This window comes from Leisingera sp. F5 (assembly GCF_001593695.1).
This window is the reverse complement of sequence record NZ_LUKH01000009.1, coordinates 171326-188930: the sequence shown is the minus strand read 5'-3', so window position 1 is coordinate 188930 and position 17605 is coordinate 171326. Positions and strand designations below refer to the sequence as shown.

Annotated in this window: 18 protein-coding genes; 15 read left to right on the top strand and 3 right to left on the bottom strand. The window is 62.3% G+C overall.

Annotation, left to right across the window (positions count from 1 at the left end; genetic code table 11):
• The first annotated feature begins 56 nt into the window (after positions 1 to 56).
• From A2I95_RS08330 to rlmH, 3 genes are all read left to right on the top strand, one after another.
• Positions 57 to 1433 carry a mechanosensitive ion channel domain-containing protein gene (locus A2I95_RS08330; RefSeq protein WP_291729329.1) on the top strand — a complete coding sequence of 459 codons (1377 nt, stop codon included), beginning with the start codon at positions 57 to 59 and terminating at the stop codon, positions 1431 to 1433.
• A gap of 167 nt (positions 1434 to 1600) precedes the next feature.
• A complete protein-coding gene (rsfS, locus tag A2I95_RS08325; RefSeq protein WP_291729328.1) occupies positions 1601 to 1972 on the top strand; it encodes a ribosome silencing factor in 372 nt (123 codons plus the stop codon).
• A 61-nt stretch (positions 1973 to 2033) separates the two neighbouring features.
• A complete protein-coding gene (rlmH, locus tag A2I95_RS08320) occupies positions 2034 to 2504 on the top strand; it encodes a 23S rRNA (pseudouridine(1915)-N(3))-methyltransferase RlmH (RefSeq protein WP_291729327.1) in 471 nt (156 codons plus the stop codon).
• A gap of 52 nt (positions 2505 to 2556) precedes the next feature.
• On the opposite strand, the gene A2I95_RS08315 is transcribed toward rlmH, so the two are convergent.
• On the bottom strand, positions 2557 to 2913 hold the full coding sequence (locus A2I95_RS08315) for a hypothetical protein (RefSeq protein ID WP_291729326.1): 357 nt from the start codon (positions 2911 to 2913) through the stop codon (positions 2557 to 2559).
• Between the two features lie 36 nt (positions 2914 to 2949).
• Positions 2950 to 3672 (bottom strand): DUF599 domain-containing protein, encoded by a 723-nt coding sequence (locus A2I95_RS08310; RefSeq protein WP_291729325.1) that lies wholly within the window; start codon positions 3670 to 3672, stop codon positions 2950 to 2952.
• 93 nt (positions 3673 to 3765) lie between these two features.
• On the opposite strand from A2I95_RS08310, the gene A2I95_RS08305 reads away from it, so the two are divergent.
• The 7 genes from A2I95_RS08305 to A2I95_RS08275 all read left to right on the top strand — a co-directional run bounded on the left by A2I95_RS08305 (position 3766) and on the right by A2I95_RS08275 (position 10584).
• Positions 3766 to 5214 (top strand): FAD-linked oxidase C-terminal domain-containing protein, encoded by a 1449-nt coding sequence (locus A2I95_RS08305; RefSeq protein WP_291729324.1) that lies wholly within the window; start codon positions 3766 to 3768, stop codon positions 5212 to 5214.
• Between the two features lie 49 nt (positions 5215 to 5263).
• Complete coding sequence (locus A2I95_RS08300; RefSeq protein ID WP_291729323.1) at positions 5264 to 6361, top strand: FAD-binding protein; 1098 nt, start codon at positions 5264 to 5266, stop codon at positions 6359 to 6361.
• Positions 6362 to 6364: 3 nt separating this feature from the next.
• Positions 6365 to 7687, top strand: coding sequence for a glycolate oxidase subunit GlcF (glcF, locus tag A2I95_RS08295; protein ID WP_291729322.1), 1323 nt, complete (start codon positions 6365 to 6367; stop codon positions 7685 to 7687).
• A 150-nt stretch (positions 7688 to 7837) separates the two neighbouring features.
• Positions 7838 to 8596 (top strand): trypsin-like serine protease, encoded by a 759-nt coding sequence (locus tag A2I95_RS08290; RefSeq protein ID WP_291729369.1) that lies wholly within the window; start codon positions 7838 to 7840, stop codon positions 8594 to 8596.
• Positions 8593 to 9408: a trypsin-like serine protease gene (locus tag A2I95_RS08285; protein WP_291729321.1), complete on the top strand. Its 816-nt coding sequence runs from the start codon at positions 8593 to 8595 to the stop codon at positions 9406 to 9408. Before A2I95_RS08290 ends, A2I95_RS08285 begins: the two co-directional genes overlap by 4 nt.
• Before the next feature lie 133 nt (positions 9409 to 9541).
• Positions 9542 to 10006, top strand: a complete 465-nt coding sequence (locus A2I95_RS08280) for an Hsp20 family protein (RefSeq protein WP_291729320.1) — start codon at positions 9542 to 9544, stop codon at positions 10004 to 10006.
• A 179-nt stretch (positions 10007 to 10185) separates the two neighbouring features.
• Positions 10186 to 10584 (top strand): globin domain-containing protein, encoded by a 399-nt coding sequence (locus tag A2I95_RS08275; RefSeq protein WP_291729319.1) that lies wholly within the window; start codon positions 10186 to 10188, stop codon positions 10582 to 10584.
• 26 nt (positions 10585 to 10610) lie between these two features.
• Here A2I95_RS08275 and A2I95_RS08270 read toward each other — a convergent pair whose 3' ends face one another.
• A complete protein-coding gene (locus A2I95_RS08270) occupies positions 10611 to 12083 on the bottom strand; it encodes an NAD-dependent succinate-semialdehyde dehydrogenase (protein WP_291729318.1) in 1473 nt (490 codons plus the stop codon).
• Positions 12084 to 12279: 196 nt separating this feature from the next.
• Here A2I95_RS08270 and A2I95_RS08265 point away from each other — a divergent pair, with 196 nt between their 5' ends.
• From A2I95_RS08265 to A2I95_RS08245, 5 genes are all read left to right on the top strand, one after another.
• Positions 12280 to 13065, top strand: a complete 786-nt coding sequence (locus A2I95_RS08265; RefSeq protein WP_291729317.1) for an alpha/beta hydrolase — start codon at positions 12280 to 12282, stop codon at positions 13063 to 13065.
• Positions 13066 to 13256: 191 nt separating this feature from the next.
• The gene (locus A2I95_RS08260; RefSeq protein WP_291729316.1) at positions 13257 to 14465 is read left to right on the top strand and encodes an aminopeptidase P family protein; all 1209 of its coding nucleotides are present in this window, start codon (positions 13257 to 13259) and stop codon (positions 14463 to 14465) included.
• 324 nt (positions 14466 to 14789) lie between these two features.
• A complete protein-coding gene (locus tag A2I95_RS08255; RefSeq protein ID WP_291729315.1) occupies positions 14790 to 15530 on the top strand; it encodes a phosphatidylcholine/phosphatidylserine synthase in 741 nt (246 codons plus the stop codon).
• Positions 15531 to 15555: 25 nt separating this feature from the next.
• Complete coding sequence (locus tag A2I95_RS08250) at positions 15556 to 16179, top strand: class I SAM-dependent methyltransferase (protein WP_027257425.1); 624 nt, start codon at positions 15556 to 15558, stop codon at positions 16177 to 16179.
• 171 nt (positions 16180 to 16350) lie between these two features.
• Complete coding sequence (locus A2I95_RS08245) at positions 16351 to 17433, top strand: hypothetical protein (RefSeq protein WP_291729314.1); 1083 nt, start codon at positions 16351 to 16353, stop codon at positions 17431 to 17433.
• The last annotated feature ends 172 nt before the right edge of the window (positions 17434 to 17605 follow it).

Genomic DNA, 17605 nt, shown 5'->3' with positions numbered 1-17605 from the left:
CTGTTCTTGATCAAAACATTCAGGAGCGGCACACTGCCGCAAAAAGGGGGGGCTTGATGGAGCCGGAAGAGCAGACCCAACCCAAGGACGCGCTGGCGGAAAGCACCGCCGAGGCGCTGGAATTCGGCCAGCAGCTATGGGCGCTTGCGGCTGAGGGTGCCGAGCTGCTTCTGCGGCCCTGGAACGCTTATCAGGTCGGGATCGCGCTGGCGGTCTTCGTGCTGGCCACGCTGATCGCGCGGCCTGTGGCTGCTGCGTTCCATGATTGGCTGCGCGGGCGCGAGGGCTGGCCGCGCTGGCGGATGCGGGCGGGACTGGTGCTGCACAAGCGGATCCGCGGCATCCTGTTTGTCCTTCTGATCTGGGCGGTTGTGCTGGTCATGCAGGAGGCCACCTGGCCCAGCCGCTCGCGGCTGCTGGCGGTGATTGCCAACCTGTCGCTGGCCTGGCTGATCGTGGCCTTTGCCACCAGGCTGGTCGGTAATCCCTTGCTGCGCAATATGGTGCGATACGGCGCCTGGGTCTGGATCACCCTGCGTATCCTTGGCGTCACAGCCGAGGCAACCGCGCTGCTGGACGGCATCGCCATCGAATTCGGCGATCTCAGGATCTCGCTGTATCTGGTGGTGCAGGCAGCGGTCATCCTAGGGGTGATGCTGACGCTGGCGCGGGTAATCTCTTCGGTGGCGGCAAACCGCATCCGCAGCAATCCCGATATATCCCCGTCGATGCAGGTGCTGGGCGCCAAAATGGCGCAGATCCTGCTGTTCGGCGGCGCGTTTTTCATTGGCCTTAAGGCCATCGGCATCGACCTGACCGGGCTGGCGGTGCTGTCCGGTGCCATTGGTGTGGGGCTGGGTTTCGGCCTGCAAAAGGTGGTGTCGAACCTGGTGTCTGGTCTCATCATCCTTTTGGACAAATCGATCAAGCCGGGCGATGTGATCTCGTTGGGCGATACCTTCGGATGGATCAACGCGCTGGGCGCGCGCTATGTCTCGGTCGTGACCCGCGACGGGCGGGAGTACCTGATTCCAAACGAGGACCTGATCACCTCTCAGGTGGTGAACTGGTCGCATTCCGATAAATACGTGCGGCTGGATTTGACGTTCGGCACCGGCTACGGCGACGACCCGCACAGGGTGCGCAAGATTGCGATAGAGGCGGCATTGGGGGTGAACCGGGTGCTGAGCGCAGGCGGCAAGAAGCCGGTCTGCCATATCACCGGTTTTGGCGACAGCAGCGTTGATTATGTTCTCAGAATCTGGATCGACGACCCCACCGGCGGGCTGACCAATATCCGCGGCAATGTCTATCTGGCGCTATGGGATGCGTTCCAGGCTGAAGATATCTCAATCCCCTTCCCGCAGCGCGAAGTGCGGATGCTGAACGACCCGCTGCCGGTCAGGGTTGCACCTGCCGGGAATGACGGATAAAGCACAGGGCTTGCATCGCCGGAGCGGGGTTTCATTGAAAATTCACCATCTGGTTGCTACATTATTAACAGGCCCGGCGCCGGGGCTTGGCGGCGCGTTGCAAGGAGGACTCTGTCCTGTCACCCGTACCTCAAGCGGCGGATGCCGCTGTTAATGGGGCAGCCGTGATGGCTTCCCGGTCCCAGCCCACCAGCGAACAGCTGCTGGAGCGGATTCTTTCTTCACTCAGCGATGACAAAGCCGAAGATGTTGTGCAGATCGACCTGCGCGGCAAGACGGCGATTGGCGATTACATGGTGCTGGCCTCGGGCCGTTCCACCCGTCAGGTTGCCGCCATGGCTGAAAAGCTGACCGATCGGCTCAAACAGGAGTACCAGCTTGGCTGCAAGGTCGAAGGCAAGGATACCGGCGACTGGGTGCTGATCGACACCGGTGATGTGATTGTCCATATCTTCCGTCCGGAAGTGCGCGAGTTCTACCAGCTCGAGAAGATGTGGATGCCCGCAGGCACCGCGGCAGCTCCGGCAGCCGAAGGCTGAACCAAGGCTGAATTGATGCAGGCCCGCGCCGGGGTGCGGGCCGGATTGCTTTTGGAATTTCATGCGTCTGCATATCTGTGCGGCCGGCCGGTTGCGGGCTGGCCCGGAAAAATCCCTCATCGACGACTACCTCACCCGGTTCGACCGGACCGGCCGCGCGCTGGGCCTTGGCCCTGCGCGGGTGGTGGAGATCGAGGACAAGAAAAACGGCGGCATGGCGGCTGAGGCTGCACTGCTGCGCAAGGCCTTGCCCAAGGGCGCAGTGATCTGCACCCTGGATGAGCGCGGCAAGGTGATCTCTTCCCCGGATTTTGCGGGCAAGCTGGCCGGCTGGCGCGACAGCGGGCGTCAGGATCTGGCACTGATCATCGGCGGGGCGGACGGGATTGATCCCAGCCTGCGGGCCGAGGCCGATTTCTCGATCTCTTTCGGCAAGATGGTCTGGCCGCATATGCTGGTGCGGGTGATGCTGGCCGAACAGGTCTACCGTGCTGCGACTATTTTGGCGGGCAGCCCCTATCACAGGGTGTGAATGCGCCTTTGGCGCATGCCTGCGGTGGGAGTATTTCTTACAAAGAAGAAGGTCAGTGCAGGGTGAGGACGTAGGTTTCCTGGCCCCAGCCGTCCACCAGGCAGCGGGCCTGGATATGCACCTGTGTCGTGCCGTCCGGGATTTGCACACCGCTGAGGGACCGGGTGAAGGGTTGTTCCTGTTCATGCGGATGCGCCAGCACGCGCAGGCCCAGCTCGTTGCCGTCCATGTCCAGCACCCGCCAGCCGTCGGCGTAATGGTCCCAGCCGGTATCCGGGTGGGACAGCGTGACACTGAACGTCCAGCCGCCGCCGGATTGGCGGGCGGTGGCATTCTCGATCACCGGTTCGTCCGCCAGGGCGGGAAGCGCAATGGAGCAGAGTGCGAAAGCGGCAAGGGTCTGTTTCATGGCGTTACCTTAGCCGCGCGCCTGGAAGAGGTGCAGTCACGAAACGGTGTCCCCTTTGCTGACTGGCGGGATGCGCAGCAGGATCGTGCGGGAGTGCGAGGCAAATTCCCGCCGGTACAGCACCGCAAAGGTGATCACCGCGGCGCCTGCCAGCGGCAGCGCACCGGCCAGCCAGGCCACGGCAGCCAGCGCAAAATAGGTCGCCCGCATGCCACGGTTGAAGCTGCGCGCGGCAGTGATGCTGATTTCGGCGGCCTGTGCGGCGCGGGGATAGGCCAGCGGATCCCTGCGGTCATTCGGCACCGCAGCCATCAGCACCGCGCAATAGCCGAACAGCCGGTGCGACCAAACAAATTTCAGAAACGCATTTGACAGAAACAGCAGCACAACCAGGATCTTCACCTCCCAGACAAAGGCCGGTGCGCTGTCCTGGATCAGGTCTTCGGCCACGCCGGCCAGCTGCTCGGTATTGCCGATCAGGGCCAGCCCGCCGCCAATCGCAATCATCGCGGCCGAGGCAAAAAAAGCGGTCGCCTGGCGCAGATTGCCTGCCAGCTGCGCATCAAAGATCCGCGGATCGCGCTCGACCATCTGTTTCATCCAGTCGCGCCGGAAATCCGCCATCAGCCAGGAGACCGAAGGCCGCCCTGCAGGCGGGTTCTCGATCCGCCAGCCGATCCATAGCCAGCCTGCAATCAGCAGGGCGAGGGCGGCAGGGTCGTACAGGGAAAATTGCGCAAGGCGGGTGGTCCAGATCATGGTCCGACACTAGGGGGCTGTTCCTGGCGCGGCAATCCGTCTCTTGCCAGACGGGGTAATTGGTAATATTATTTTACCAAATAGGAGAACCCCATGGAGATGCCATCCCCGAACCCCGCCATTCTGGCCCGCAAGGCGCGGCTTGCCGAGCGGTTGCTGGCTGTGCTGCCTGGTGATGCGGTGATCCAGGACGAGGCGGAGACCCGTGCTTATGAATGCGACGCGCTGACGGCCTATAAATGCCCGCCGCTGCTGGCGGTGCTGCCGCGGAATACGCAGGAGGTCTCGGACATCCTGCGGATCTGCCACGAGGAAGGCGTGCCGGTGGTGCCGCGCGGGGCGGGCACTTCGCTGGCGGGCGGGGCGCTGCCGACGGCGGATTGCGTTATTCTGGGGGTGGCGCGGATGAATGGGGTGCTGGAAACCGATTACCAGAACCGCATCATCCGGGTGCAGACCGGACGCACCAACCTCAGCGTTTCCGGCGCGGTGGAGGAGGAGGGCTTCTTTTATGCGCCCGACCCGTCTTCGCAGCTGGCCTGCGCCATTGCCGGCAATATCGCGATGAACTCGGGCGGGGCGCATTGCCTGAAGTACGGGGTGACGACGAACAACCTGCTGGGTGTGACCCTGGTGATGATGGACGGCACTGTGGTGGAAATCGGCGGCGCGCATCTGGACGCCGGGGGCTTGGATCTGCTTGGGGTGATCTGCGGCAGCGAAGGCCAGCTGGGCGTGGTGACCGAGGCCACCCTGCGCATCCTGCGCAAACCCGAAGGCGCGCGGCCCATTCTGGTCGGCTATGACAGCAATGAGGTGGCAGGGGCCTGTGTCTCGGACATCATCAAGGCAGGCGTATTGCCGGTGGCGATTGAGTTCATGGACCGGCCCTGCATCGAGGCCTGCGAGGCATTCGCCAAGGCAGGTTACCCAAAGTGCGAGGCGCTGCTGATCATTGAGGTTGAGGGCAGCCCGGCAGAGATAGACCACCAGCTGGGGCTGATCATTGAAATTGCCCGGTCCCACAATCCGGTAGAGCTGCGCGAAGCCGGCGATGCGGACGAGGCCGCCCGCATCTGGCTGGGCCGCAAGTCAGCCTTTGGCGCGATGGGGCAGATCAACGACTACATGTGCCTTGATGGAACCATCCCGGTGTCCTCGCTGCCATATGTTCTGCGCCGGATCGGCGAGATGAGCCGGGAATTCGGGCTGGATGTGGCCAATGTCTTCCATGCCGGCGACGGCAATATGCACCCTTTGATCCTGTTTGACGCAAACAAGCCCGGTGATCTCGAAACCTGCGAGGCTTTCGGGGCCGAGATCCTGAAGCTCTGTGTCGAGGCGGGCGGCTGTCTGACTGGCGAACACGGGGTGGGGATCGAGAAACGCGATCTGATGCTGTATCAGTACACTGCCGGGGACCTTGAGGCGCAGTTGAAGGTCAAGGATGTGTTCGATCCGAAGTGGCTGCTCAATCCGGCCAAAGTGTTTCCACTGTCAGCGACCCAAGATCGCCGGGACGTGGCGCTGGCTGCTGAATAATGGGGGCTTTGCCCCCAAACCCCCAGAGTATTTTTGAAAAGATGAAACCATGACACCTCAGAACGAGGCCGAACTGGCTGAAATGATTGCGGGCGCAAGCGGGCCGCTGTGCCTTCAGGGCGGCGGCACCCGCGGGCTGGATGTGGATGGCGAGAGGCTGAGCACACGCGCCCTGTCCGGTGTTGAACTGTATGAACCCGGCGCACTGACGCTGGTGGTCAAGGCAGGCACGCCGGTGGCGGAGGTGGAGGCGCTGCTGGCCTCGGAAAACCAGCGGCTGGCGTTTGAGCCGATGGATCATCGCGGGCTGCTGGGCACGGAAGGTGAGCCGACCATTGGCGGGGTGATTGCTGGGAATGTTGCCGGCCCCCGGCGCATCCAGGCGGGCGCGGCGCGCGATCACCTCTTGGGGGTGCGCTTTGTGGATGGTTCGGGCCAAGCGGTGAAGAACGGCGGCCGGGTGATGAAGAATGTCACCGGCTATGATCTGGTCAAGCTGATGTGCGGCGCCCATGGCACCTTGGGGGTGCTGAGCGAAGTGTCGCTGAAGGTTCTGCCGCAGGCGGAGGCATGTGCAACAGTTGCAGTTGAAGGCGCTGAACCGGCGGATGCAGTGGCAGCGATGTCCGCGGCGCTGGGATCCCCCTATGATGTGACCGGTGCGGCCTATAATCCGGAGAAGCAAACAGCTTTTGTCCGGGTCGAAGGGTTTGCAGATTCAGCGGCCTACCGGTGCCGCAAGCTGGTTTCGGAATTGGCCGGCTTTGGCAGTCCCAGGATCGAAGACGAGGACGCCGGCCTGTGGCAAGGCATCCGCGATGCCGCGGGTTTTCACGGGCGGGGCGGCGATGTCTGGCGGATTTCGGTGAAGCCTTCCGATGCCGTTGCGCTGGCACCGCGGCTGCAGGCAGAGGCGCTGCAGTTCGACTGGGGCGGCGGGCTGATCTGGGCGCTGGTGCCCGCGGGCACCGATCTGCGCGCCAGGATCAATGTGCCGGGCCATGCCACGCTGGTGCGGGCCGGCGCAGACACCCGCAAGCGGCTTGGCGTGTTTCAGTCGCAGTCCGCGCCGCTGGCGGCGATTTCCGAAGGATTGCGGCGCCAGTTCGATCCGCGGGGCATCCTCAATCCGGGGCTGATGGGGTAAGAGATGCAGACCACTTTCACCGAAGAACAGTTGCAGGACCCAGGCACTAAGCGCGCCAATGAAATCCTGCGCTCCTGCGTGCATTGCGGCTTTTGCACCGCGACCTGCCCGACCTACCAGGTCTTGGGAGACGAGCTCGACAGCCCGCGCGGCCGCATCTACCTGATCAAGGATATGCTGGAAAATGAGCGGGTGCCGGACGAAAAGACGGTCAAGCACATCGACCGTTGCCTGTCCTGCCTGGCCTGCATGACCACCTGCCCCTCGGGCGTGCATTACATGCATCTGGTCGACCACGCCCGCGCCTATATCGAGAAACACTATGACCGGCCCCGGAGCGACCGCGCCCTGCGCTGGCTGCTGGCGCGGATTCTGCCGTATCCGGGGCGGTTCCGCCTGGCGCTGCTGGGGGCGAAACTGGCGAAACCGTTGAAGGGGCTGATGCCGGACGCGCGGCTCAGGGCGATGCTGGATATGGCGCCGCGGCACATTCCGCCGGTCAGCCGCAACGACGATCCGCAAAGCTTTGCCCCTGCCGCGCCGCAGAAGAAACGCGTGGCGCTGATGACCGGCTGCGCGCAAAAGGCGCTCAATACCGATATCAATGACGCCACCATCCGCCTGCTGACCCGGCTGGGGTGCGAGGTGGTGGTGGCCAAGGGAGCAGGCTGCTGCGGGGCGCTCACCCATCACATGGGGCGCGAGGAGGAAAGCCACGCCACGGCTGCGAAAAACATCCGCGCCTGGGGTGCGGAGATGGACGGGCAGGGGCTGGACGCCATCGTGATCAACACCTCCGGCTGCGGCACTACGGTCAAGGACTATGATCATATGTTCCGCAACGCTCCGCTGGCCGCGGATGCTGCGCGGGTGTCGGAACGAACCATGGATATCTCTGAGCTACTGATGCAGCTGGAGCTGCCCGAGGGTGCGGACAAGGGGCTGACCGTTGCCTACCACGCCGCCTGTTCGCTGCAGCATGGCCAGCAGATCAAGACACACCCCAAGACGCTCTTGAGGCGCGCAGGGTTCACGGTAGTGGAACCCGCTGACAGCCATCTATGCTGCGGTTCGGCCGGCACCTACAACCTGATGCAGCCGGAGATTTCCACCGAACTGAAGGCGCGCAAGGTCAAGACGCTGGAGGCCAAGCAGCCCGACCTGATCGCCGCGGGTAATATCGGCTGCATGATGCAGATCGACTCCGGCACGGAACTGCCCATCGTGCACACGGTGGAGCTGCTGGACTGGGCCACCGGCGGCCCGCAGCCGCCTGCGCTGACGGCGCCGGGCAAACGCGCGCCGGAGGTGCCGGTCCTGCGCTGATGCCATGGCCAAAGAATCGGCTGCATAAACCGCGCATTTGCCCTAATTTTGCCTGAACGGACCCGTAATCTCCCAACTGGTGGACAAGAGGAGAGACATGTGAGGCAGTGGATACTGGCGGTTCTGGCAGCCGTGCTGCCGGCGGCGGCGATGGCGCAGGACAGTCTTTTGCAGCGGATGGACACAATGGATGCGGGCCGCAAGTGGGAAGCGGTCGGGCGTCTTGACGTGAACGGCGAGGGGTTTTGCACCGGCGCGCTGATTGCGCCTGATCTGGTGCTGACCGCCGCCCATTGTCTCTATGACAGCCAGACCAAGGCGCGGATCGACCCTGCCACCATCGAATTCCGGGCCGGCTGGCGCAACGGCCGCGCCTCGGCCTACCGCAGTGTGCGGCGCGCGGTGCAGCATCCCTCATATGTCTATGACGGAGAGCTGTCGACCGACCGGGTGCGCAACGACATTGCCCTGCTGCAATTGCAGCGCCCGATCCGCAACACCACCGTGACACCTTTTGAAACCGACGAACGCCCGCGCAAGGGGGCCAGCATCGGTGTAGTGTCTTATGCGCATGACCGGTCCGAGGCGCCGTCCCTGCAGGAGGTCTGCGCGGTGATGGCGCGCCAGCAGGGGGTTCTGGTGATGTCCTGCGACGTCGATTTCGGCTCCTCCGGGGCGCCGGTGTTTTCCTTTGAGGGCGGCACCCCGCGGATTGTTTCGGTGATCTCCGCCAAGGCCGAGGTCAGCGGTGAGCGGGTCTCGCTCGGTTCTGCTCTGGCAGAGGAACTGACCCTGCTGCAGGCGCAGCTGACAGGTGTGAACACGGGTGGCCGTCTGCCGCCCGGCGTTGGCCGGGTGAAGGTGGGGGAGGGGCGCAGCTCCTCTGGTGCGAAGTTCATCAGTCAATGATCTGGCGCGCCTTGATACTGGCTGTTGCGTCACTGGCGTACGCCGGGCAGGCAACGGCCCAGGGCGCCGGTCTGCGGCGGCTGACTGACCGCGATGACCTGCTGGGCTGGGAGGCCGTTGGCCGGCTGGAGTTGAACGGCCAGGGCTTTTGCACCGGAACGCTGATCGCGCCGGAACTGGTGCTGACCGCAGCCCATTGTGTCTATAACCGCAACAGGAACTTGCGCGCGGCAGAGCAGATCACCTTCCGCGCCGGCCTGCGCGACGGGCAGGCCATTGCCGAACGCCAGGCACTGCAGATTGCCGCGCATCCGGGGTTCAATCCGCGGGGACGGCTTGATCTGGATAACATCCGCCACGACGTGGCGCTGATCCGGTTGACCGCGCCGATCCTCAGCGGCCAGGCAGATGCTTTTGCACTGCATTCCGGTCGCGAATACGGCAGCAGCATCTCTGTCACATCTTATGGACAGGGCCGTGCCGAGGCGCTGTCGCGCCAGCGCCGGTGCAATCTGATGGGGGAAAGCGGCGATGTGCTGATGATCGACTGCAATGTCACTTTCGGCTCTTCCGGGGCACCGGTGTTCTCGCAGGTGGGCGGGCGCGGGCGGATCCTGGCGCTGGTCTCCGGCGGCGGCAATTACCGCGGCAAGCAGGTCGCCTTTGGCATGAAGCTGCCGCAGCGGGTGGCGGAGCTGAAGGCGCAGCTGCGCCGCAATCCGGTGGCCGCACCGGACCGGCGGATCAAGCGCATCCGGGTTGGTGGCGGCGCATCATCCGGCGGCGCAAAATTTGTGACCGTGGGCGACTGATCCCCCTCTTGAAGCCGTATTTTCCGTTCTTATCTCAGGTCTATCCGGGCAGCCGCTGATTGGGGCCCGGAAAATTCCAGCCTGTCCCCGCGGGGAAGGCGCCCTGAAATCGCTCATGTATGAGGATGACACTATGCGTACATTTGATTTTGCACCGCTGCACCGCGCCACCATCGGTTTCGACCAGATCGCCAGCCTGATGGACCGCGCCCTTAGTGCGGATGCAGCCCAGTCCAGCTATCCGCCCTACAATATCGAGAAAACCGACGCCGACAGCTATCGCATCTCGATTGCCGTTGCCGGCTTCTCCGAAGACGACCTGAACGTCGAAGTGAAGGAAAACGCGTTGGTTGTGGCCGCCAAAAAGGCCGAGGACAGCGAAGACCGGAGTTTCCTGCACCGCGGGATTGCAACCCGCGCTTTTGAACGCCGTTTCACTCTGGCCGACCACGTCCGCGTGACCGGGGCCAGTCATGAAAACGGCATGCTGCATATTGATCTGCACCGCGAGGTGCCGGAGGCGCTGAAACCGCGCCGGATCGAAATCTCCTCCTCCCGCTCGAACCGTGCCGAGATCGAGGCCACTGCGGTCAACTGATCCTGCGGCCAAGGTTCGAGTGCTTCAGCCCCCTGGTTTCTCCAGGGGGCTTTTTCGTCTCTCCAGGCTGCACCTGGATGGACAGCTGCCAGTTATGGTTGCAGACGTAAATGTTTCTTAGGTTTTGGGAGGCAGGATTGGAGGCAGTGTAATTGGTGCCGCAGCGCAAAGGCGGTTTTATGGAACTTCAGGAAGTCCAGCATGTTCAGCAAAGCTTTGCCGGGGTTTTTGCCCGCAAGGCAGATCTGGCTGAACGGTTCTATGTGCATCTGTTCACCCGCCTGCCAGAGGCGCGCGGCATGTTTCATGGAAATTTTGTGAAACAGAAGGCGATGCTGATGGCCATGATCGCCGCCTGCGTGCGCAACCTTGACGATCCGCGCACACTGGCAGAGCTAAGCTCGCAATTGCACCAGGCCCACACCCATCTGCAGCTTGGCGCACGGGAAAGCGAGGCGGCAAAGCGGGCGCTGATTGCCGCTTTGCGCGATGTTCTTGGCCCGGCGCTGGACCCGGAGACGGAAACCGCTTGGACCAGCGCCATCAATCAGGTGGCCGGGGCGATGATCCGGCACTGACCTGCGTAGTCTGATCCGTCAGCGGATCAGACTGCCATGCAGATGTATTTCATCTCCAGGTAATCCTCGATGCCGTGGTGGCTGCCTTCGCGGCCCAGGCCGGACTGTTTGACACCGCCGAACGGGGCCACCTCGGTGGAGATGATGCCGGTGTTCACACCCACAATCCCGTATTCCAGCGCTTCCGCCACTTTGTACACGCGGCTCAGGTCCTTGGCGTAGAAATAGGAGGCCAGGCCAAAGATGGTGTCATTGGCCATCGCAATCACCTCGTCCTCGTCCTCGAACTTGAACAGCGGGGCGAGGGGGCCGAATGTCTCGTCGGTGGCGAATGCCATGTCCTGGGTTGCGCCCTTGACGATGGTCGGCTGGAAGAAGCTGCCGCCCAGTTCGGAGGGGTTGCCGCCCAGGATCACTTCGCCGCCTTTGGAGGTTGCGTCAGCGATATGCTCCTGCACCTTGTCGACCGCTTCCATGTTGATCAGCGGGCCGAAATGAATGCCGTCGTTGAGGCCGTCGCCGACGTTCATCTTCTCGACCGCAGCTTTCAGCTTCTCCGCAAATGCATCGTAAACGCCGGCTTGCACATAGATCCGGTTGGCGCAGACGCAGGTCTGGCCGTTGTTGCGGAATTTGCACATGATGGCGCCCTCAACCGCGGCGTCCAGATCGGCGTCGTCGAACACGATGAAAGGTGCATTTCCGCCCAGCTCCATCGAGCATTTCATCACAGTGTCCGCCGCCTGCCGCATCAGGATGCGGCCGACTTCGGTGGAGCCGGTGAAGGTCAGCTTGCGCACTGCGTCGTTTTCGCAGAACTCTTTGCCGATCTCCGAGGCGCGCGACGACGGCACCACGTTGAACACACCTGCCGGAATGCCTGCGCGATCCGCTAGCACCGCCAGAACGGTGGCCGACAGCGGGGTCTCGGCGGCGGGGCGGGCGACAAAGGCGCAGCCTGCGGCCAGCGCCGGACCTGCCTTGCGGGTGATCATCGCGTTGGGGAAGTTCCACGGCGTGATCGACGCGGCCACACCGATCGGCTGTTTCAGCACGGTGATGCGCTTGTCGCGCTGGTGGCCGGGGATGGTCTCGCCGTAGATCCGCTTGGCCTCCTCGGCGAAGAACTCAATGAACGATGCGCCATAGGCGATCTCGCCGCGCGATTCCGCCAGCGGCTTGCCCATCTCGGCGGTCAGGATCACAGCCAGGTCTTCCTGGTTCGCCATCATCAAGTCGTACCACTTGCGCAGGACATTGGCGCGTTCCTTGCCGGTCCACTTGGCCCAGTCCTTTTGCGCCGCTTCGGCTTGGGCGATGGCGCCTGCCACCTGGGGGCGGCTGATATCGGCCATCTGCGCAATCACGTCGCCGCGGGCCGGGTTGGAGACGTCAAAGGTGCTTTCACCCTCAACAAACTGGCCGCCGATGTAACCGCGGGTTTCCAGCAGGCTGGGGTCTTTGAGCAGGGATTTCAGGTCTGTTGTTGCGTCGAGCATAGCGGGCCTCCCGGGTGTTTTGTCGCTGGAATGCAAATCAGCTGTGCCTAAATAAGTCCAGAAACATTGATGAGTCCAGAATTTGATCAAATTTCCCGCCGCACGGGGCGGCTGGGGTTTTTCAGACGGGCAATTTGACATGTCCTGTGTCAGACTGTCAGGTAGCCGCAAAGAATAAGAACAGGGGAGATTGGGCATGGAATTGGATGATGCCTATGCCAATGGGGCATATATCGAAAATGCGGACAGCTATCCGCCGCGCTGGGCGGCTTCGGCTGAGGATTTCCGCAACAGCCTGCATGAGCGCGCCCGGCTGGACATTCCCTATGGCGACGGCGCGCGGCAGCGGTTCGACCTGTTCCTGCCAGAGGGAACGCCCAAGGGGGTGTTTGTCTTTGTGCATGGCGGATACTGGCTAGCCTTCGACAAAAGCACTTGGTCGCATCTGGCGCGGGGGGCGATTGCGCATGGCTGGGCAGTGGCGATGCCGTCGTATGATCTGTGCCCCGAGGTGCGGATTTCTGATATCACCGGCCAGATTGCTGCGGCAGTGACCCGGATTGCTGCCGAAGTCGCGGGGCCGATTGCGCTGGCGGGCCATTCGGCGGGCGGCCATCTGGTGGCGCGGATGCTCGACAAGGCGCTGCTGCCGGCGGATGTGGGAGCGCGGATCAAGACGGTGATCCCGATCTCGCCGCTGGCGGATCTGCGGCCGTTGCTGCGCACCACGATGAACCAGAAGTTCAAGATGGATTCCGCCGCGGCGATTGCTGAAAGCCCGGTGGACATGCAGGATCGCTACCCGGCGGCGGTCACAGTCTGGGTCGGCGGCGAGGAGCGCCCGGCGTTTCTGGATCAGGCGATCTGGCTGGTGGAGGCCTGGGAGGCGGATCACGTGATTGCCTTTGGCAAGCATCATTTCAACGTGATCGACCCGCTTGCGGATCCGGAAAGCGATCTGGTAACGCTGATCGTGAATTGAGAGCGGGGCGGTGGGCGGAACCGCCCACCATACGGGCCTGCTGCAAAAACTTCTTGCCAGAATCCCGTTTCCGCCGCATCTTCTGCGCAAGGGCCAGGCGATGGCGTCGCCGCATGGAATACATGCCGCCCCCAGCATTCAAAAACCGTCCTGAACGCCGGGACCTTTCTTGTAAGAAGGAAGGGTCTGATATGACTTCACGTCCTGAAATGTACCGTTTTCACAATGGTGAAAAAGCACCGCTGCAATTTGCCGTCTCGGAGTATGAGGCGCGCATTGCCGGCCTGCGCAAGATCATGGCCGACACTGGCGTGACTGCCGCTGTCTTCACCTCGATGCATAATATCTCCTACTACTCGGGTTTCACCTACTGCGCCTTTGGCCGTCCCTACGGTCTGGTGGTGACGGCGAGCGAGGCTGTGACCATCTCTGCCGGCATCGACGCGGGCCAGCCCTGGCGCCGGTCGTTCTGCGATAACATCACCTACACTGACTGGCAGCGCGACAATTTCTGGCGTGCGATCAAGTCGGTCAGCGGCGCAGGCGCGGTTGTCGGTTTTGAAAGCGATCACCTGACCCTGATGCAAAAGGCCAAGCTGGAGAGCTTCCTGGAGCCGTCCAGCCTGGTGGATCTGTACCACCCGACCATGGTTCAGCGGATGGGCAAATCGGCTGCGGAACTGGACATGATCCGTGCCGGTGCCGCGGTGGCAGACGTCGGCGGCTTTGCAATCCGCGATGCGGTCAAGGAAGGCGTGCGGGAAATCGACGTGGCGATGGCCGGCCGCGATGCGATGGAGCTGGAGATTGCCAAGCGCTTCCCCGATGCGGAATACCGCGACAGCTGGGTCTGGTTCCAGTCCGGCATCAACACCGATGGTGCGCACAACCCGGTGACGGGCCGCACCCTGCAGCGCGGCGATATCCTGTCGCTGAACACTTTCCCGATGATCTCCGGCTATTACACCGCGCTGGAGCGGACCATGTTCGTGAAGGAAGTGGATGCCGAGTCCCTGCGCATCTGGGAGGCCAATGTGGCGGCGCATGAGCTGGGTATCTCGCTGCTGAAACCGGGCGCAAGCTGCGCGGAAATCACCCATCAGATCAACGCCTTCTTTGAAGAACAGGATCTGCTGAAGTACCGTACCTTCGGCTATGGCCATTCGTTCGGCGTCTTGTCGCACTACTATGGCCGCGAGGCGGGGCTGGAGCTGCGCGAGGATATCGACACGGTGCTGGAACCAGGCATGGTGATCTCGATGGAGCCGATGCTGACCATCGCCGACGGCCAGCCCGGAGCAGGCGGTTACCGCGAGCACGACATCCTGATCATCCATGAGGATGGCAACGAGAACATCACCAAATACCCCTATGGGCCGGAGTTCAACGTCGTCGGGTAATTCAGCCTGTTGGATTGAGACCGTTTGATTGAGGCTGGCAGGCGGGGGCCTCCCGCCTGTTCCTGGCCTCCCCTTGGGGAGACCATCACAGTTGGGCGTGGCACCGTGCGATGCACGGTGCCATTTCCTTTGCCGGGGTATTGCCTGTACACTTGCCGCACAGCGGGCGGGTGCGGGGTTTGCACACATTGCGCCGGGGCGCTGCTTGGGGCATATGTTCGCCACGGCTGAGACCGCCGTAAATTTTACTCCGGGGTTTGCCCCAAAGGCCGCCCATGGGCCGCGGCGTGCCCCAGCGCCCCGCGAGGATGAAAGAACCGCCGCATGTATGACACCCCGGAAAAGAAGAAATCCGAATTTGCGCTGATCCAGCTGATGCCGAACATGATGACCATCGGCGCCATCTGTGCCGGCCTGACGGCGATCCGCTTTGCGGTGTTCGGGAATTACTCCCTGGCGGTGATGATGATCATCCTGGCCGCGATCCTGGACGGGTTGGACGGGCGGCTGGCCCGCGCCCTGCACAGCGAAAGCAAGATGGGCGCCGAGCTGGACTCGCTGGCGGATTTTCTGAACTTCGGCGTGGCGACGCCGCTGGTGATCTATTTCTGGGCTTTGCAGGACGTGCGCGGCGCCGGGTGGATTTCGGTTCTGGTGTTTTCGGTCTGCTGTGTGGTGCGGCTGGCGCGATTCAATGTCAGCACCAAGTCCGAGGAGGCGCCAAAGGGGCGCAGCGGTTATTTTGACGGCATCCCGTCGCCTGCCGGCGCGCTGCTGGCGCTACTGCCGATGTTTGTCGCCTTTGCCTTTGACGGCGAGGTCGTGCTGCCGGAGCTGCTGATCTGCCTGCATATGGTGGTGATCGGATTGGCAATGATCAGCCATATTCAGACCTGGTCGCCAAAGGCGGTTAAAATCTCCCGCGAGAATGTTAAGTATTTGCTTGTCGGCTTTGCCTTCATGGCTGCGGCATTACTGACCTATGCATGGACCGTGCTTGTCGTGTTATGCCTTGGCTACGTTGTGATGGTAATTTGGGGGCTGGTTTCAAAGCCAAAGGACTAGCCCATGACGTCCGGGGAGGGACGAATTGGATATCAAGGCAGTTGAAGAATCTTATGCGCGCTGGGCACCGGTCTATGACAAGACCTTTGGCGCGGTGACGCGCTCGGGCCGCCGCCGCGCGACCCGCTATATCAACACCCGGCAGGGCAGCGTGCTGGAGGTCGGCGTCGGCACAGGCCTGTCGCTGCAGCATTACGCGCCGCATCTGCATGTGACCGGCATCGATTTCAGCCATGACATGCTGAAGAAGGCGCAAGGAAAGGTGCAGGAGCTGGGCCTGAAACAGGTCAAGGAGCTGCGCCAGATGGATGCGCGGAGCCTGGATTTCCCGGACAATTCCTTTGACACCGTGGCGGCGATGCATGTGCTGTCGGTGGTGCCTGATCCGGATCAGGTGATGCGCGAGATTGCGCGTGTCCTGAAGCCCGGCGGCCAGGTGGTGATCACCAACCATTTCAAAAGCGGCAAAGGGGTGCGGGCGTCGCTGGAAAAACTTTCGGCGCCGCTGGCCAATGTGATCGGCTGGCATTCGGATTTTGCGCTGGAGACAGTGCTGCAGGAGGACCGGCTGAGCATCGAGCAACAGGAAAGCATTCCGCCCTTCGGGATGATGACCTTTCTGGTTCTGGGCAAGCAGCAAACCATGTGAAACGGCGCAATTCGGCGAAGCGGCCCCGGAGTGTTCTCCGGGGCTTTTCTTTGTGCGGCCTCTCTGCAACAGTGCGTTTGAACCGGGTGGAATTGTGCCGCCCCAGGGGATGTAAATCCTGTTTACATTCCTATATCCAGATCAAGTAATTCAGGGGAAGGAACGGATACTATGAGTGTTTCCCAATTTGAGAAGATGGTGGCGGAGAGCCAGGACAAGGTGCGGGAGTCGCAGTCCAAGATCGAGGCGCTGACCTCGCGCATCGAAACCGCCCGCAGCAAGATCGAGGCGGGCGAGGATGCCAGTATCGACATCGAGAACGCGACGCTGGAGGATGTGCACGCCCACACGGACGTGATGAACGCCAACATCGCCGAGCTGATCATGGGGCTGGACGATGTGACTGCAGCCTTCTCGAAAGATTTTGACGAGATGCGGGGCAAGACCGGCTGGGAGAGCTTTGTAGGCTTCTTCAGCAGCGGCAAGTCCGACTCGATGCGCCAGGAGCGGATGCGCACCGCCAATATCGACGACAAGCTGCAGGATCTGATTGCCAAATCCGACGTGATCGTGAAGCTGCTGGAGGGCCAGCTGGCGACGCTGGAAGAGCAGCGCGAGAAGGTGCAGGAAAACCTGACGGCGACGCTAGACGACCGCGAATTCACGGTGCAGGAGCTGGAAGCGGTGCGGGCCGGAATTTTCGCGCTGGATCCGCAGATCATCGAGCTGGAGAACAAGATCTCGGTCGAGCAGGACGCCGCCGAGCGCACCAAGCTGGAGACTGAGCTGGCGGATCTGAACGCCAAGTACAACGCGATGGTGCAAGAGGAGCAGGTAAAGCTCGCCAAGTCCCAGACGCTGGAGCGCTATATCGAGAAGGGCAAGACCTGGGTCGACTCCCTTCAGAACCAGGCGGCGACGCAGATGGTTCTGATCAACAAGCTGCAGACGGACACGGCGCAGCGGGTGGTGCTGTATGACGCGCTCACGAAATCGCTGAAAACCGCACAGCAGCAGGACGTGGCGCATAGGATCAACGAGATCGGCGTGCAGACCGACAAGGAAGCCCAGACCGCGATGGCGGCGATCGGCACCGCCACCAACCAGAAGATGGCCGATATGCTGGAAGCGCATGAGGGCAACATGGTGTTCGCGCGCGACGTGCTGGAGAAGAAGGCCAAGGCCGACGAACGCTTTGCCCGCCGGTTTGCGGCCATTGTCGAGAAGCACGACAAGAACCTGTATGGGGGATGACTTACCGAAGGCGTTCTCTGCTTGGTGATGCCAGGCCGGGTTCCCGGGAAGCGCTGCTCAAAAAGCGGTTTCTGATAAGCACCGTTGTGGCCGGTTTTGTTGCGGCGGGCTTCTTCGTAATTGGTTTCACCCGATTTGGAAACTGGGGCCTTTGGTTTGCGATTGGCTTTTT

Coding starts and splice junctions, on each gene's coding strand:
- A2I95_RS08245 (WP_291729314.1), top strand. CDS start 16,351: ATGAGTGTTTCCCAATTTGAGAAGATGGTGGCGGAGAGCCAGGACAAG.
- A2I95_RS08315 (WP_291729326.1), bottom strand. CDS start 2,913: ATGAAACAGACCCTTGCCGCTTTCGCACTCTGCTCCATTGCGCTTCCC.
- A2I95_RS08280 (WP_291729320.1), top strand. CDS start 9,542: ATGCGTACATTTGATTTTGCACCGCTGCACCGCGCCACCATCGGTTTC.
- A2I95_RS08255 (WP_291729315.1), top strand. CDS start 14,790: ATGTATGACACCCCGGAAAAGAAGAAATCCGAATTTGCGCTGATCCAG.
- rsfS (WP_291729328.1), top strand. CDS start 1,601: ATGGCTTCCCGGTCCCAGCCCACCAGCGAACAGCTGCTGGAGCGGATT.
- glcF (WP_291729322.1), top strand. CDS start 6,365: ATGCAGACCACTTTCACCGAAGAACAGTTGCAGGACCCAGGCACTAAG.
- A2I95_RS08290 (WP_291729369.1), top strand. CDS start 7,838: ATGGCGCAGGACAGTCTTTTGCAGCGGATGGACACAATGGATGCGGGC.
- A2I95_RS08305 (WP_291729324.1), top strand. CDS start 3,766: ATGGAGATGCCATCCCCGAACCCCGCCATTCTGGCCCGCAAGGCGCGG.
- A2I95_RS08300 (WP_291729323.1), top strand. CDS start 5,264: ATGACACCTCAGAACGAGGCCGAACTGGCTGAAATGATTGCGGGCGCA.
- A2I95_RS08265 (WP_291729317.1), top strand. CDS start 12,280: ATGGAATTGGATGATGCCTATGCCAATGGGGCATATATCGAAAATGCG.
- rlmH (WP_291729327.1), top strand. CDS start 2,034: ATGCGTCTGCATATCTGTGCGGCCGGCCGGTTGCGGGCTGGCCCGGAA.
- A2I95_RS08330 (WP_291729329.1), top strand. CDS start 57: ATGGAGCCGGAAGAGCAGACCCAACCCAAGGACGCGCTGGCGGAAAGC.
- A2I95_RS08260 (WP_291729316.1), top strand. CDS start 13,257: ATGACTTCACGTCCTGAAATGTACCGTTTTCACAATGGTGAAAAAGCA.
- A2I95_RS08270 (WP_291729318.1), bottom strand. CDS start 12,083: ATGCTCGACGCAACAACAGACCTGAAATCCCTGCTCAAAGACCCCAGC.
- A2I95_RS08285 (WP_291729321.1), top strand. CDS start 8,593: ATGATCTGGCGCGCCTTGATACTGGCTGTTGCGTCACTGGCGTACGCC.
- A2I95_RS08310 (WP_291729325.1), bottom strand. CDS start 3,672: ATGATCTGGACCACCCGCCTTGCGCAATTTTCCCTGTACGACCCTGCC.
- A2I95_RS08275 (WP_291729319.1), top strand. CDS start 10,186: ATGGAACTTCAGGAAGTCCAGCATGTTCAGCAAAGCTTTGCCGGGGTT.